The following is a 14,267-nucleotide window of genomic DNA, read 5'->3' on the forward strand; positions in this document are numbered from 1 at the left end:
TGAATACACGCACGGCGTGTAACCCAGATTTGACCATGTGCCTTCGGGTGCGTGTGTCGCCAGGGTTACGGCGGCCATAGCGAGAGGGAAACGCCCGGTTACATTCCGAACCCGGAAGCTAAGACTCTCAGCGCCGATGGTACTGCAGGGGGGACCCTGTGGGAGAGTAGGACACCGCCGGACACCATTCACGATGGCCACCCAGAAATGGGTGGCCATCGCTGTTTAACCGGTCGGTCTCTGTTCGAGGACGAACAGGACCGGCCGGAGCGACGATGACCGTCGTCGCCCGACTCCGGAACGAGGAGCAGCGATGACTCAGCACGACCCGACGCCCTCTCCGGAATCGAGGCCGCTCCAGAACGGCTTCGACGTCGTGGAGGAACACGTCCTGTCAGACGAGCTCCTCCGGATCGAGCAGACTCCGCTCAACGAGAGGGCAGCCGGATACGTCCAGCTGCAGGAGCAGCTGCGCATCCGACTCGAGAACGCGGACCGCGACCGATGACCGACGACTCGCGACTCGACTCGGCTCTCGCCGAGCGGGGCATCGCCCGGTCCCGCACCCATGCCGCTCGGATGATCGCCGACGGTCTGGTGACGGTGGACGGTGTCCCTGCACTGAAGCCCTCGATCCGCGTGCGCGACGATCAGGACGTCGCGGTCGCCGGCCTTGACCACTACGTCAGCCGGGCCGCCCACAAGCTGCTCGCCGCCCTCGACACCTTCGTGACGGTGCGAGTCGCGGGCCGGAACGCTCTCGACGTCGGGGCGTCGACGGGCGGGTTCTCGCAGGTCCTGCTCGAGCGCGGCGCCGCCTCGGTGATCGCCCTCGACGTCGGGCACGCGCAGCTCGCTCCCCGGATCCGGTCCGACGATCGCGTCCACGTGGTGGAGGGGTTCAATGCGCGGGATCTCACCGCCGCCCGGCTCGCCGAAGCCGCCAGGACCGAGATCGTCCCGGACCTGGTCGTGTCCGACGTGTCCTTCATCTCCCTGCGGATGGTTCTGCCTCCCGTCGCCGCCTCCGTGGATCCGCTCGCCGACTTCGTGGTGCTGGTGAAGCCGCAGTTCGAGGTCGGCCGCTTGGGGGTGCGGGAGGGGATCGTCCGGGATCCGGAGCTGCGTCGCGAGGCCCTCTCGGACGTCCTGTGGTCGGCGTGGGACCTGGGGCTCGGCGTCGTCGGGCTGGCCGAGTCGCCACTCCCGGGGGGCGCTGGGAATCGCGAGTATCTGGCGCACCTCCACCGCGACCGCGGAACGATTCCGACAGAATGGAGGGACGCGGTCACCGCGCTCACCACCGGATGACGCGATCGTGTCCGCCGCTGTCGACCGACCAGAAGGACACCCCCTCGATGCAGTCCCCTCGTGACGAGCGCAACATCCTCGTCGTCGCCCACACCGGACGGACGGACTCCCTCGATGCGGCGGTCCTCGTCGTCGAGCGACTCCGGAACTCCGGCGCCCACCCCGTCCTCTGCGCCGACGACAAGGGCGACATCGTCGCGGTCGCTCCGGATCTGAGCGACGTCGCCGTGCTCGGGTCCGACGTGCCGCTCGAGTTCATCGAGCTCGTGTTCGTGCTCGGCGGGGACGGGACCATCCTCCGCGCAGCGGAGATCGTCCGGTCCGGGACGGCCCCTCTGCTCGGCGTGAACCTCGGCCACGTCGGGTTCCTCGCGGAGAGCGAGCGGGACGATCTCGACGACGCCGTCGCCCGTGCGCTCGACGGCGACTACGCGGTCGAGGAGCGGATGACCCTGCAGGTGCGCGTCAAGATCGACGAGGCCGTCGTCTACGAGACCTGGGCGCTCAACGAGGCGACCGTCGAGAAGGGCAGCCGCGAGCGGATGCTCGAGGTCATGGTGGGCGTCGACGGACGTCCGCTGTCGAGCTTCGGCTGCGACGGCATCGTCGTGTCCACTCCGACCGGTTCCACCGCTTACGCCTTCTCCGGGGGCGGCCCCGTCGTGTGGCCGACCGTCGAGGCGATGCTCCTCGTTCCGCTCAGTGCCCACGCGCTCTTCGCGCGGCCCCTCGTCGTGGGCCCGTCGTCGAGCCTCGCCGTCGAGGTCAAGGAGAGGACCGACGGCGTCGGCGTCCTCTGGGCCGACGGCCGGCGCGCCTACGAGCTGCCGCCGGGAGCGCGCGTCGTCTACCGGCGCTCGCCCGTGCCCGTGCGCTTCGCACGCCTGCACGACGCCCCCTTCACCGATCGACTCGTGCACAAGTTCGGTCTCCCCATCCGCGGATGGCGGGGGTCGGCGGAGACGGAGTAAGGCCCGATGCTCGAAGAGCTGCAGATCCGCGACCTCGGAGTGATCGCCGAGGCGACGCTCCCGCTCGGACCGGGCTTCACCGCGGTCACCGGCGAGACCGGCGCCGGCAAGACGATGGTGGTCACGGCGCTCGGCCTCGTGCTGGGCGCGCGCTCGGACGCGTCCGCGGTGCGCTCGGGAGCGAAGCAGGCCTGGGTGTCGGGGCGCTGGCTGGTCCCCGAGGAGGGCCCGGTCGCCGAGCGCGTCCACGACGCCGGCGGCGATCTCGACGGCCCGGAGCTGCTCCTCGCGCGGTCGGTCTCGGCGGAGGGACGCGGGCGAGCCGTCGTCGGCGGCCGAAGCGCACCGGTCAGCGTGCTGAGCGAGCTCGCCGATCAGCTGGTCGTCGTGCACGGGCAGTCGGACCAGATCCGCCTCCGCTCCGCCGCGGCGCAGCGCGAGGCGCTCGACCGGTTCGGCGGACCCGGTCTCGCCGACGCCCTCCGCGACTACGCGAGCGCCTTCGAGCGCTGGCGGGCCAACCGGGAGGAGCTCGATTCGCTCACCGAGGCCCGGGAGACTCGCGCCCGCGAAGCCGAACGGCTCCGCTCCGCCCTCGCCGAGATCGAGGTGGTCGCCCCCCAGCGCGGGGAGGACGTCGAGCTCGCGGCGCAGTCCGCCCGGCTCGGGAGCATCGAGCAGCTTCGGCTCGCCGCCGGCGAGGCCCGCGAGGCGATCTCGTCCGAGGAGCTGGACGGGCGGGACGCGCTCGGGCTCCTCGAGACGGCGCGGCGCGTGCTGGAGCGGGCGGCCGAGCACGACGCCGCCCTGCAGCCGACGGTCCAGACGCTCGGCGAGGCGGCGGTGCTCCTCGTCGACGCCGCCGGCGGGCTCTCCTCGTACCTGGCGGAGCTCGACCTCGACGGCGCACACGACCTGGAGCTGATCGAGAACCGGCGGGCGGAGCTGTCCCTGCTCGCCCGCACCTACGGACCGACGCTGGACGACGTGCTCGACCTGGTGGACTCCTCCGGACTCCGCCTGCTCGAGCTCGACGGCGACGACGAGAGGATCGCGGCTCTCGAGGCAGACACCGCTGCCGACGCGGACCTCGTCGACCGCCTCGCGACCCGGCTGACCGAGCTGCGGACCGCGGCGGCCGCCGAGCTGGGGGAGCGGGTCAGCGACGAGCTCACCGCGCTGGCCATGGCGGATGCGCACCTGCACGTGAAGGTGACGGCCGCGGGGGAGCCGAGCGTCCACGGGCGCGACTCCGTCGAGATGCTGCTCCAGCCGCACACCGGGGCCGCACCCCGGCCCCTCGCCCGCGGAGCCTCGGGAGGCGAGCTCTCGCGGGTGATGCTCGCGATCGAGGTCGTGGTCGCCGCCAACGACCCCGTGCCGACGTTCGTCTTCGACGAGGTCGACGCGGGGGTCGGCGGAGCGGCGGCGATCGAGATCGGCCGACGGCTCGCGCGGCTCGCCGAGACGTCGCAGGTCATCGTGGTGACCCACCTCGCGCAGGTCGCCGCATTCGCCACGAACCACCTCCGCGTCGAGAAGGGCTCGGACGGCGCGGTGACCTCGAGCGCCGTGACGCAGCTCGACTCCGAGGAGCGGGTGTCCGAGATGGCGCGCCTGCTCTCGGGGCTCACCGACTCCGCCAACGCTCTCGCTCATGCGCGGGAGCTCCTCGAATCGAGCCGACGGGGCTGATCGCGAGCGGCCCGGGACGACATCGATCCGTCCCGGACGGTCCGCCGCCGCCGTTCTGCTGTTACGGTGGAACCCCGTGGTGGACTTTACGAACGCGGGCCTTTCCTCTTCTTCTCCCTCGGATCCCGAGGGCTCCTCCGGGTCCTCGACCCGGAACGCTTCGACGGCCGGGCAGGACGCCCCCTCGAAGATCACGAAGCACATCTTCGTCACCGGCGGTGTCGTCTCCTCGCTCGGCAAGGGACTCACGGCCGCGAGCCTGGGCAACCTGCTGACCGCGCGCGGGCTGCGCGTCGTCATGCAGAAGCTCGACCCGTACCTCAACGTGGACCCGGGGACGATGAACCCGTTCCAGCACGGCGAGGTCTTCGTGACCGACGACGGCGCCGAGACCGATCTCGACATCGGCCACTACGAGCGCTTCCTCGACATCAACCTGAACCAGGCCGCGAACGTCACGACCGGCCAGATCTACTCGCGGGTCATCGCGCGGGAGCGCGCCGGCGAGTACCTCGGGGACACGGTCCAGGTCATCCCGCACATCACGGACGAGATCAAGCGGCGCATGCGCCTCCAGTCGGAGGACGACCCGCAGCCGGACGTCATCATCACCGAGATCGGCGGCACCGTCGGCGACATCGAGAGCCAGCCGTTCATCGAGTCGGCCCGCCAGGTTCGCCACGAGCTCGGCCGCCGCAACGTCTTCTTCGTGCACGTCTCGCTGGTGCCCTTCATGGGCGCCTCCGGCGAGCAGAAGACCAAGCCCACCCAGCACTCCGTCGCGGCGCTGCGCTCGATCGGCATCCAGCCGGACGCGCTGGTGCTGCGGAGCGACCGGCCCGTGTCGGAGTCGAACAAGCGCAAGATCGCGCTGATGTGCGACGTCGACGAGCAGGCCGTGGTCAACGCCAAGGACGTCGCGTCGATCTACGAGATCCCGCAGATGCTCAACGAGCAGGGCCTCGACGCCTACATCATCGACCAGCTGGGCCTCCCGGCCGGCGAGGTCGTCTGGGACGGCTGGTCGCGACTGCTCGAGGCCGTGCACGAGCCCAAGCACGAGGTCACCATCGGCCTGGTCGGGAAGTACATCGACCTGCCCGACGCCTACCTCTCCGTGACGGAGGCTCTGCGGGCCGGCGGCTTCGCGCAGCAGACGAAGGTCGCCATCCGCTGGATCGCCTCCGACGGGCTCGAGGACCCCGAGGCTGCGGCCAAGGCGCTCTCCGAGCTCGACGGCATCTGCGTGCCCGGCGGCTTCGGCATCCGCGGCATCGAGGGCAAGCTCGGCGCGCTGCGCTTCGCGCGGGAGAACGGGATACCGACCCTCGGGCTCTGCCTCGGCCTGCAGTGCATGGTCATCGAGTACGCCCGCAACGAGGCCGGCCTCGAGGGGGCCTCGTCGTCGGAGTTCGACCCGGAGACGGAGTTCCCCGTCATCGCGACGATGGCCGAGCAGGTCGAGATCCTCGCGTCCGGGGACATGGGCGGCACGATGCGCCTCGGCCTCTACACGGCCGAGCTCGCCGAGGGCTCGATCGTCGCCGAGGTGTACGGCGCACCTGAGGCTGCCGAGCGCCACCGTCACCGCTACGAGGTCAACAACCGCTACCGCGACCGGATCGCCGAGGCGGGGCTTTGGTTCTCGGGCCTCTCGCCCGACGGCCACCTCGTGGAGTACGTCGAGCTGCCCCGCGAGAAGCACCCCTACTACGTGGGCACGCAGGCGCACCCGGAGCTCCGCTCGCGCCCGAACGCCGCGCACCCGCTCTTCCGCGGCCTCGTGACCGCCGCCCTCGAGCGCCAGGAGGCCTCGCGCCTCTTCCCGGCATCGGAGGCGGGCGCCGGTGAGTGAGCCGCTGTCGGACGAGCTCGTCGAGCCGGAGGTCCTGACCAGTGAGCGCGTCTTCGACGGGATGGTCTGGGGCGTCCGCGCCGAGACGTTCCGCTACGGCGGCGGCGAGCTGCGCCGGGAGTTCCTCGATCACACGGGAGCCGTCGCCGTGCTGGCCCTCGACGACGAGGACCGCGTCGCCCTGATCAAGCAGTACCGGCACCCTGTCCGCACCCGCGAGTGGGAGATCCCGGCCGGCCTGCTCGACGTCGAGGGCGAGGATCCCCTGGTCGCCGCTCAGCGGGAGCTGGGCGAGGAGACGGACCTGCAGGCCGAGCGCTGGGACCTGCTCTCGGAGTTCGCCACCTCGCCGGGCGGCAGCGACGAGGTCATCCGGATCTACCTGGCCCGCGGGCTCTCGTCCACCGGCTCCGCCTTCGACCGCGAGGCGGAGGAGGCCGACATGGAGCTGCGGTGGGTGCCGCTGGACGAGGCGGTCGAGGCGGTCCTCGCCCGCCGGGTGCAGAACCCCTCGCTGACGATCGCGGTGCTCGCGGCGCACGCGTTCCGCTCGCGCGACTGGGACGGGCTGGGCGACGCGTCCTCGCCGTGGACGCGCCACCCGCGGGTCCGCCACCCCCGGGGGTGAGCCCCCGCGCCTGCGCCGAGGCGTACCTCCGGCAGGCGAGCGTGGAGCGCGGGCTCTCGGCGCACACGCTCGCGGCCTACCGGCGCGACCTGGAGCTCTACCTCGGCTGGCTCGAGGAGCGCGGGACCGTCGATCTGGCGCAGCTCGGACGCGTCGACGTGGGGGAGTTCTCCTCCTGGCTGGCCGCACGCCCGGAGCGGCCGCTCGCGGCGAGCTCGCGCGCACGGATCCTCTCGAGCGTCCGAGGGCTGCACCGCTTCGCCCTCGAGGAGGGGGTCGTCGCGGACGACGTGGCCCGGGACGTGCTGCCGCCGAAGATCCCGATGACCCTGCCGAAGGCGGTCACGGTCGAGCAGATGGCGGCGCTGCTCGACGCTGCGCGCGGCGAGGAGCTCGCGGACCTGCGGGACCGGGCCCTGCTGGAGCTGCTCTACGCGACGGGCGCGCGCATCTCGGAGGCGGTGGACCTGAACGTCGACGACGTGGTCGCCGCGGAGGTGGTGCGGCTGACGGGCAAGGGGTCCAAGCAGCGGATGGTGCCGCTCGGCCGCTTCGCCCGCGAGGCGGTCGACGAGTACCTCGTGCGTGCGCGGCCCGAGCTCTCGCGGAGGGGGCGCGCGACGCCGGCGCTCTTCCTGGGGGTCCGCGGGAGCCGCCTGTCGCGGCAGAGCGCCTGGCTGGTCATCCGCGCCGTCGCCGAGAAGGCTGGGCTGGACCGGGAGATCTCGCCGCACACCTTCCGGCACTCCTTCGCGACCCACCTGCTCGCGGGCGGCGCCGACGTCCGCGTGGTGCAGGAGCTCCTCGGGCACGCCTCGGTGGCGACGACGCAGATCTACACGCTGGTGACGGCGGACACGCTCCGGGACGTCTACACGTCCGCGCACCCGCGAGCGCGGCGCTAGAGCCGCGGACCCGCGCGGCGGGGCGCGGCGGCCGGGGAGCGGGGCGCCGGTACACTCGTCGGAGGCCGCGCGGGAGCGCACGCCGCCACGGAAGCGAGGACGACGCAGGTGACACGCAAGACGGACGACAAGGCCGAGCTCACCGGTCTCGAAGCCCCGACGCTCGGCCCGACCGGCCGCCCCCTGCGCGACTTCCCGCTGCCGGTGGAGCTCACCGGTCACGGCCCCGCCCGGATCATCTCGCTCTGCAACCAGAAGGGCGGCGTCGGCAAGACGACGACGACCATCAACCTGGGCGCGACCCTCGCCGAGTACGGCCGCCGCGTGCTGGCCATCGACTTCGACCCGCAGGGCGCCCTCTCGGCCGGCCTCGGGGTCACCACCTACGACGCCATCACGATCTACGACCTGCTCCTCGGCACCGTGAAGGACCCGGCCGAGGCGATCCGGAGGACCCGCGTGCCGGGCCTGGACGTCATCCCGGCCAACATCGACCTCTCCGCCGCCGAGGTCCACCTCGTCAACGAGGTCGCGCGCGAGCAGATCCTCGCCCGGGTGCTCCGCAAGGTGAGCGCGGACTACGACGTCATCCTGATCGACTGCCAGCCCTCGCTGGGCCTGCTCACGGTCAACGCGCTCACCGCGAGCCACGGCGTCCTCATCCCGCTCGAGTGCGAGTTCTTCGCGCTGCGCGGCGTCGCCCTGCTGATCGAGACGATCGACAAGGTCCGCGACCGGCTCAACCCGGTGATCGAGCTCGACGGCATCCTGCCCACGATGTACGACTCCCGCACCCTGCACTCGCGGGAGGTGCTCGACCGGGTGGTCGACGCCTTCGGCGACAGCGTGCTCGAGACGGTGATCGGCCGCACGGTGAAGTTCCCGGACGCCAGCGTGTCCGGCGTCCCGATCACCCAGTTCGCGCCCGAGCACAACGCCGCGAAGGCGTACCGCAAGCTCGCCAGGGAGCTGATCTCGCGTGGCGCGGTCGCCTGAGGTCCTCCTCGAGGAGCGCGCCGCTCCCCCCGGGTTCCACCTCGCGCTGACCAACTTCGAGGGTCCGTTCGACCTCCTGCTGAGCCTCATCGCGAAGCAGCAGGTCGACATCACCGAGATCGCGCTGAGCGCCGTGACGGACGAGTTCCTCTCGTACCTGCACGGGATCGACTCGCTCGAGGGGCTGGATCGCGCGTCGGAGTTCCTCGTCGTCGCCGCGACGCTCCTCGACCTGAAGATCGCCGGACTCCTGCCCCAGGGCGAGCTCGTCGACGCCGAGGACGCGGCGCTGCTGGAGGCGCGAGACCTGCTGTTCGCCCGGCTCCTGCAGTACCGCGCCTTCAAGCAGGTGTCGTCGTGGTTCGCCGAGCGGATCGCGATCGAGACCGCCCGCCACGTGCGGGACGTGCCTCTGGAGGAGGAGTACCGGTCCGCGAAGCCGGAGCTCGTCTGGACCCTGTCGCCCGCCGACTTCGCCGCCCTCGCGACCGTCGCCCTCGCTCCGCGCGAGCTGCCGACGGTGGGCCTGGACCACCTGCACGCCCCGCAGATCAGCATCCGGGAGCAGGCCGCGCACGTCGTGGCGATGCTGTGCGCCCGCGGGAGGGCCACCTTCGGCGAGCTGATCGCGGACGCCGACGAGAAGGGCGTGATCGTCGCGCGCTTCCTGGCCGTGCTCGAGCTCTACCGGCACGCCGCGATCTCGTTCGACCAGCCGGAGCCGCTCGGCGAGCTCACGCTGCGCTGGGTCGCCGAGCAGTGGAGCGATGCGAGCCTCGCCGCGCTCGGAGCCGACTATGACTCCTGACGCCGGCCCCGGGACCGTCGCGTTCGAGATCGACCGGGCGATCGAGGCGATCCTGATGGTCGCGGACGAGCCGCAGCCGCTCGCCTCCCTCGCGACCGCGCTGTCGAGGCCGATCGCCGTGGTCCGCCAGTCGATCGAGCGCCTGGTCGCCGACTACGACGGCGCCGACGGGGCGATCCGCCGGGGCTTCGAGCTGCGCGAGGTCGGTGCCGGCTGGCGGATCTACGTGCGCCGCGAGTACGACCCGGTGGTCAAGGACTTCGTCCTGACGCAGAACCCGACGCGGCTCTCGCAGGCGGCGCTCGAGACGCTCGCCGTGATCGCCTACAAGCAGCCGGTCTCGCGCGGTCAGGTCGCGCAGATCCGCGCGGTCAACGTCGACTCCGTCGCGCGCACCCTCCTCGGCCGCGGCCTCATCGCGGAGGTCGGCCACGACCCCGAGACGGGCGCGGTCCTCTACGGCACCACCGAGCAGCTGCTCGTGCACCTCGGCCTCACCTCGCTCGACGAGCTGCCGAAGATCTCCCCCCTACTGAGCGACGGAAGAGACGGATTCGATGAGCGCGCCTGACAGCGGCCCCGACGGCGAACGACTGCAGAAGGTCCTCGCGGCAGCGGGGGTCGCCTCCCGACGAGTGGTCGAGGAGATGATCGTGGCGCGGCGGATCCGCGTCAACGGCGAGGTGGCGGACGAGCTCGGCCGCCGCATCGATCCGGCGACCGACCGGATCGAGGTCGACGGGGTCGCGGTGCAGCTGGACACCTCGCGCCGCTACGTCATGCTCAACAAGCCGATCGGCGTCGTCAGCTCGCTGGCGGACGAGAACGGACGCACCGACCTCAGCCTCTACACGAAGAACTTCGAGGAGCGGCTGTTCAACGTCGGGCGCCTCGACGCCGAGACCTCGGGACTGCTGGTGCTGACCAACGACGGCGAGCTCGCCCACGTCCTCGCGCACCCGTCGTTCGGAGTGACGAAGACCTACATCGCGAAGGTGCACGGGCAGGTCCTCCCGCAGACGATCGCGACGCTGACCTCCGGGATCGAGCTCGACGACGGACCGGTGGCCGCCGACAAGGCGCGTCTCCTCGGCCGGCCGGAGGGCCGCTCGAACGCCTCGCTCGTCGAGATCACCCTGCACTCCGGTCGCAACCGGGTCGTCCGCCGGATGATGGCGGCTGTCGGCCACCCGGTGATCGAGCTCGTCCGGCGCCAGTTCGGGCCGCTGCACCTGGGCACCCTGCGCTCGGGCGATCTGCGCGACCTGACCCGGGAGGAGCTGGGCGCGCTGCTCACGATCGCGCGGCAGGGCGGCGAGGCGGTGGCGGCCGCTCCCGCGGTCCCCTCGAAGAAGGTGAGCGCGGGTGCGCGGCGGCCCCGGCCTGACAGCGGCGAGCGCGTCGCCCCGGCGGAGCGCGGCTCGGCCGGGCGATCCTCGGATCGCGGCGGATCGGCGGGACGGTCGTCCGACCGCGGCGGCTCGGCGGGACGGTCGTCCGATCGCGGCGGCTCCTCCGCCGGCGGCGGGCGGAGCGACGGTCCTCCGCGCCGGTCCGGCGCCGACAAGCAGCGCCGCGCCGATCGCTAGGCTGTCGGGGTGAACGAGCTCCTGCACCCCGCGCCGCCCGCGATGCGGACGACCGGGACGGTGCGGGTGGTCGGCTCCGGACTGCTCGGCGCCTCCATCGGCCTCGGCCTCGCCTCCCGCGGGATCGACGTCGTCCTCGACGACGCCTCGCCCGCGAGCCTCTCCCTCGCCATCGACTACGGGGCCGGCCGCGCCGCCTCCGCCGACGACCGGCCCTCCGTCGTCGTCGTCTGCGTCCCCCCTGACGTCACAGCGAGCGTCGTCGAGCGCGAGCTCGCGGCGCACCCCGGAGCCGTCGTCACCGACGTGGCGAGCGTCAAGACCCAGCCGCTGCGCGAGCTGCGCTCCCGCGGCGTCGACCTCGCCCGCTACATCGGCTCGCACCCGATGGCCGGCCGCGAGCGCGGCGGACCGGTCGCCGCGCGGGGAGACCTCTTCGTCGGCAGACCCTGGGTGATCTGCCGCGACGGCGAGACCGCGCCCGACGCGCTCGCAAGGGTGGAGGGCCTCGCTCTCGACCTCGGCGGCACCATCGTCGAGATGGACCCGGAGGAGCACGACCTCTCGGTCGGCCTCGTCTCGCACGCCCCGCAGGTGATCTCGTCACTGCTCGGCCAGCGCCTCCTCGACGCCCCGAACGCGGCGCTCCGCCTCGCCGGGCAGGGCGTCCGCGACGTCTCGCGCCTGGCGGCCTCGGCCCCCGAGCTCTGGATGCAGATCCTGGCCGCGAACCGCGAGCACGTCGTCGCGGTGCTCGACGCCTTCCGCGACGACGTCGCCGCGGTCGCCGACGCTCTCCGCGACCTCGAGGCGCCCGGCTCGCGCCGCGTGCTCGCCGAGCACCTGGCCGCGGGCAACGCCGGAGTGGCGCGCCTGCCCGGCAAGCACGGCCAGGACCAGCGCTTCTCGACCCTGATCGTCCTCGTCGACGACTCTCCCGGAACCCTCGCGCGGCTCCTGGTGGAGATCGGCGAGGCGGGCGTCAATCTCGAGGACGTGCGCCTCGAGCACGCGCAGGGGCGCCGAGTGGGTCTCGCCGAGATCTCGGTGGTGCCCGAAGCGGTCGCGCCGCTGACCGAAGAACTGACCATACGCGGCTGGAGGATCGCCGGATGAGCACCGAGCAGAACAGGCAGGAGGGCGGCCTGAACAGGATGACGCCCGCCCGCCGGGCACAGCAGAGCATCCCGGAGGACGGGGGCGCGGCTCCCGAGCGCGAGGCGCGCTCCGAGGCCGCCGAGCAGGGCGACTTCGGCGAGGCCGTCGTGGTCGCCATCGACGGCCCGGCCGGCAGCGGCAAGTCCAGCGTGTCGAGGGCTGCCGCCCGCCGCCTCGACTTCGAGTTCCTCGACACGGGAGCGGCCTACCGCGCGCTCGCCTGGCACGGGCTCGACCGCGGCCTCGACTTCGAGGACCAGGACGCGATCGTCGACGCGCTCGACGGCTTCGACTACTCCATCGGCACCGACCCCGAGTCGTACTCGGTGTGGGTCGGTCCGACCGAGGTGACCACCGCCATCCGCGAGCCCCGGGTGACCGCGCGCGTCTCGGCCGTGGCGAAGGTCCCCGAGGTCCGTCGGAGGATCACACTGCTGTTCCGGAGGATCATCGGCGAGACGCGTCGGGAGGGCATCATCGTCGAGGGCCGCGACATCACGACGGTCGTCGCACCGACCGCTCCGGTCCGGATCCTGCTGACGGCGAGCGAAGAGGCTAGAATGGCCAGGCGTTCGCGCGAGGTCACCACGGAATCCGCCGAGGCGACGGGTCAGGCGCTGCGGTCGAGGGACCGCGCCGACTCGCAGGTGGTCGACTTCATGAACGCCGCAGAAGGAGTCACTCTTCTCGACTCCACTCATCTCGACTTCGAGCAGACCGTCGACGCGGTCGTCGCCGAGGTCCGAACTTCGAGAGCAAGGGCCGGTCATGGCACAGGACACGCACGTCGGTGACGACGAGCTGAACTTCGGAGACGACGACCTCGTCGAGCGCCTCGGCGACCTCGACGAGCAGCTCGCCTCCTCACGCGCGCAGGCGCTCCGCAGCGGACTCGAGGACTACGACCTCGACGAGGAGGACCTCGACCTCCTCGAGTTCGCCGGGGAGGACTCGGACGAGGTCCGCTACCTCCCCGCCCTCCCGGTCGTGGCGATCGTGGGCCGCCCCAACGTCGGCAAGTCCGCGCTGGTGAACCGCATCCTCGGCCGCCGCGAGGCCGTCGTCGAGGACACCCCGGGCGTCACGCGCGACCGCGTGTCCTACAAGGCGGAGTGGATCGACCGGGCGTTCACCATCGTCGACACCGGCGGCTGGGAGCCCGACGCCCGCGGCATCGACGCCTCCGTCGCCATGCAGGCCGAGATCGCCATCGACCTCGCCGACGCCGTCATCTTCGTCGTCGACGCGAACGTCGGCGCGACCGCGACCGACGAGCACGTCGTGAAGCTGCTGCGCAAGACGAAGAAGCCGGTCTTCCTCGCCGCGAACAAGGTGGACGACGCCCGCCAGGAGCCGAACGCCGCCTCGCTGTGGTCGCTCGGCCTGGGCGAGCCCCGCCCCGTCTCGGCCGTCCACGGCCGCGGCGTCGCCGACCTTCTCGACGCGGTGCTCGAGAAGCTCCCTCTGGAGTCGGCCGTCGCCAAGCGCGAGGTCGGCGGACCGCGCCGCGTCGCGATCCTCGGCCGCCCGAACGTCGGCAAGTCCAGCCTGCTCAACAAGGCGGCGGGGGAGGAGCGGGTCGTCGTCAACGAGCTCGCCGGCACCACGCGCGACCCGGTCGACGAGCAGGTCGAGATCGCCGGCAAGGTCTGGCGCTTCGTCGACACCGCGGGCATCCGCCGCCGCGTGCACCTCCAGCAGGGCGCCGACTTCTACGCGTCGCTGCGCACCTCGACCGCGCTCGAGAAGGCCGAGGTCGCCGTCGTCGTCCTCGACGTCTCGCAGCCGATCTCGGAGCAGGACGTCCGCATCATCGACCTGGTGCTGGAGTCGGGCCGGGCGCTCGTGCTCGCCTTCAACAAGTGGGACCTCCTCGACGACGAGCGCCGCCGCTACCTCGAGCGCGAGATCGAGACCGACCTCGCCCACGTGGCGTGGGCGCCCCGCGTCAACATCTCGGCCCGCACCGGCCGCCACCTCGAGAAGCTCGTGCCGGCGCTCGAGCTCGCCCTCGAGTCGTGGGACACGCGCATCCCGACGGGCAAGTTCAACGCGTTCCTCGCCGAGCTCACCGCGGCGCACCCGCACCCCCTCCGCGGAGGCAAGCAGCCCCGCGTGCTCTTCGGCACGCAGGCCTCGTCCCGCCCGCCGACATTCGTCCTCTTCACGACGGGGTTCCTCGACCCGGGCTACCGCCGCTACATCGCGCGCCGCCTGCGCGAGATCTACGGCTTCCAGGGGTCGCCGGTGAACGTCAACATGCGCGTCCGCGAGAAGCGCGCGCGCTGAGCGCAGCCGCACCGTGTCCGGCCCGTGGGAGCTCCTCCCGCGGGCCGTCCGCGTCTCCGGGA

13 protein-coding genes, 1 rRNA gene and 1 pseudogene are annotated in these 14,267 nt (G+C 72.2%); all 15 read left to right on the forward strand.

What is annotated here, in order from left to right:
* The first annotated feature begins 66 nt into the window (after positions 1–66).
* A 5S ribosomal RNA gene (rrf, locus tag C5D04_RS01095) occupies positions 67–183 on the forward strand.
* Positions 184–313: 130 nt separating this feature from the next.
* On the forward strand, positions 314–508 hold the full coding sequence (locus C5D04_RS01100; RefSeq protein ID WP_104283767.1) for a hypothetical protein: 195 nt from the start codon (positions 314–316) through the stop codon (positions 506–508).
* Entirely contained in the window at positions 505–1,311 is an 807-nt protein-coding gene (locus C5D04_RS01105) for a TlyA family RNA methyltransferase (RefSeq protein ID WP_104267435.1), read from the forward strand. The genes C5D04_RS01100 and C5D04_RS01105 overlap by 4 nt, the downstream gene beginning before the upstream one ends.
* A 47-nt stretch (positions 1,312–1,358) precedes the next feature.
* The gene (locus C5D04_RS01110; RefSeq protein ID WP_104267434.1) at positions 1,359–2,282 is read left to right on the forward strand and encodes an NAD kinase; all 924 of its coding nucleotides are present in this window, start codon (positions 1,359–1,361) and stop codon (positions 2,280–2,282) included.
* Positions 2,283–2,288: 6 nt separating this feature from the next.
* A complete protein-coding gene (gene recN / locus C5D04_RS01115) occupies positions 2,289–3,977 on the forward strand; it encodes a DNA repair protein RecN (RefSeq protein ID WP_104233393.1) in 1,689 nt (562 codons plus the stop codon).
* A gap of 190 nt (positions 3,978–4,167) precedes the next feature.
* Complete coding sequence (locus tag C5D04_RS01120; RefSeq protein WP_104347103.1) at positions 4,168–5,832, forward strand: CTP synthase; 1,665 nt, start codon at positions 4,168–4,170, stop codon at positions 5,830–5,832.
* On the forward strand, positions 5,825–6,460 hold the full coding sequence (locus C5D04_RS01125) for an NUDIX hydrolase (RefSeq protein WP_104233392.1): 636 nt from the start codon (positions 5,825–5,827) through the stop codon (positions 6,458–6,460). Before C5D04_RS01120 ends, C5D04_RS01125 begins: the two co-directional genes overlap by 8 nt.
* The gene (xerD, locus tag C5D04_RS01130) at positions 6,457–7,365 is read left to right on the forward strand and encodes a site-specific tyrosine recombinase XerD (RefSeq protein ID WP_104292433.1); all 909 of its coding nucleotides are present in this window, start codon (positions 6,457–6,459) and stop codon (positions 7,363–7,365) included. The genes C5D04_RS01125 and xerD overlap by 4 nt, the downstream gene beginning before the upstream one ends.
* 108 nt (positions 7,366–7,473) lie before the next feature.
* Positions 7,474–8,361 carry a ParA family protein gene (locus C5D04_RS01135; RefSeq protein ID WP_104222502.1) on the forward strand — a complete coding sequence of 296 codons (888 nt, stop codon included), beginning with the start codon at positions 7,474–7,476 and terminating at the stop codon, positions 8,359–8,361.
* Positions 8,345–9,169 carry a ScpA family protein gene (locus C5D04_RS01140; RefSeq protein ID WP_104292434.1) on the forward strand — a complete coding sequence of 275 codons (825 nt, stop codon included), beginning with the start codon at positions 8,345–8,347 and terminating at the stop codon, positions 9,167–9,169. The genes C5D04_RS01135 and C5D04_RS01140 overlap by 17 nt, the downstream gene beginning before the upstream one ends.
* Positions 9,159–9,740, forward strand: coding sequence for an SMC-Scp complex subunit ScpB (gene scpB, locus C5D04_RS01145; protein ID WP_104238575.1), 582 nt, complete (start codon positions 9,159–9,161; stop codon positions 9,738–9,740). The genes C5D04_RS01140 and scpB overlap by 11 nt, the downstream gene beginning before the upstream one ends.
* A pseudogene (locus C5D04_RS01150) lies at positions 9,727–10,485 on the forward strand (pseudouridine synthase); the annotation flags it as partial. The gene scpB and the pseudogene C5D04_RS01150, both read left to right, overlap by 14 nt.
* A gap of 315 nt (positions 10,486–10,800) precedes the next feature.
* Complete coding sequence (locus C5D04_RS01155) at positions 10,801–11,874, forward strand: prephenate dehydrogenase (protein ID WP_104222605.1); 1,074 nt, start codon at positions 10,801–10,803, stop codon at positions 11,872–11,874.
* A complete protein-coding gene (cmk, locus tag C5D04_RS01160) occupies positions 11,871–12,710 on the forward strand; it encodes a (d)CMP kinase (protein ID WP_244230649.1) in 840 nt (279 codons plus the stop codon). Before C5D04_RS01155 ends, cmk begins: the two co-directional genes overlap by 4 nt.
* The gene (gene der / locus C5D04_RS01165) at positions 12,685–14,205 is read left to right on the forward strand and encodes a ribosome biogenesis GTPase Der (RefSeq protein WP_104222506.1); all 1,521 of its coding nucleotides are present in this window, start codon (positions 12,685–12,687) and stop codon (positions 14,203–14,205) included. The genes cmk and der overlap by 26 nt, the downstream gene beginning before the upstream one ends.
* The last annotated feature ends 62 nt before the right edge of the window (positions 14,206–14,267 follow it).

The organism is Rathayibacter sp. AY1D2 (genome assembly GCF_002932695.1).
In the GTDB taxonomy this organism is placed as follows: domain Bacteria; phylum Actinomycetota; class Actinomycetes; order Actinomycetales; family Microbacteriaceae; genus Rathayibacter.

Bases quoted from the DNA above. Each gene is read 5' to 3' on its own strand.
- C5D04_RS01100 (WP_104283767.1), top strand. From the start codon at position 314: ATGACTCAGCACGACCCGACGCCCTCTCCGGAATCGAGGCCGCTCCAG.
- C5D04_RS01105 (WP_104267435.1), top strand. From the start codon at position 505: ATGACCGACGACTCGCGACTCGACTCGGCTCTCGCCGAGCGGGGCATC.
- C5D04_RS01110 (WP_104267434.1), top strand. From the start codon at position 1,359: ATGCAGTCCCCTCGTGACGAGCGCAACATCCTCGTCGTCGCCCACACC.
- recN (WP_104233393.1), top strand. From the start codon at position 2,289: ATGCTCGAAGAGCTGCAGATCCGCGACCTCGGAGTGATCGCCGAGGCG.
- scpB (WP_104238575.1), top strand. From the start codon at position 9,159: ATGACTCCTGACGCCGGCCCCGGGACCGTCGCGTTCGAGATCGACCGG.
- C5D04_RS01155 (WP_104222605.1), top strand. From the start codon at position 10,801: ATGCGGACGACCGGGACGGTGCGGGTGGTCGGCTCCGGACTGCTCGGC.
- cmk (WP_244230649.1), top strand. From the start codon at position 11,871: ATGAGCACCGAGCAGAACAGGCAGGAGGGCGGCCTGAACAGGATGACG.
- der (WP_104222506.1), top strand. From the start codon at position 12,685: ATGGCACAGGACACGCACGTCGGTGACGACGAGCTGAACTTCGGAGAC.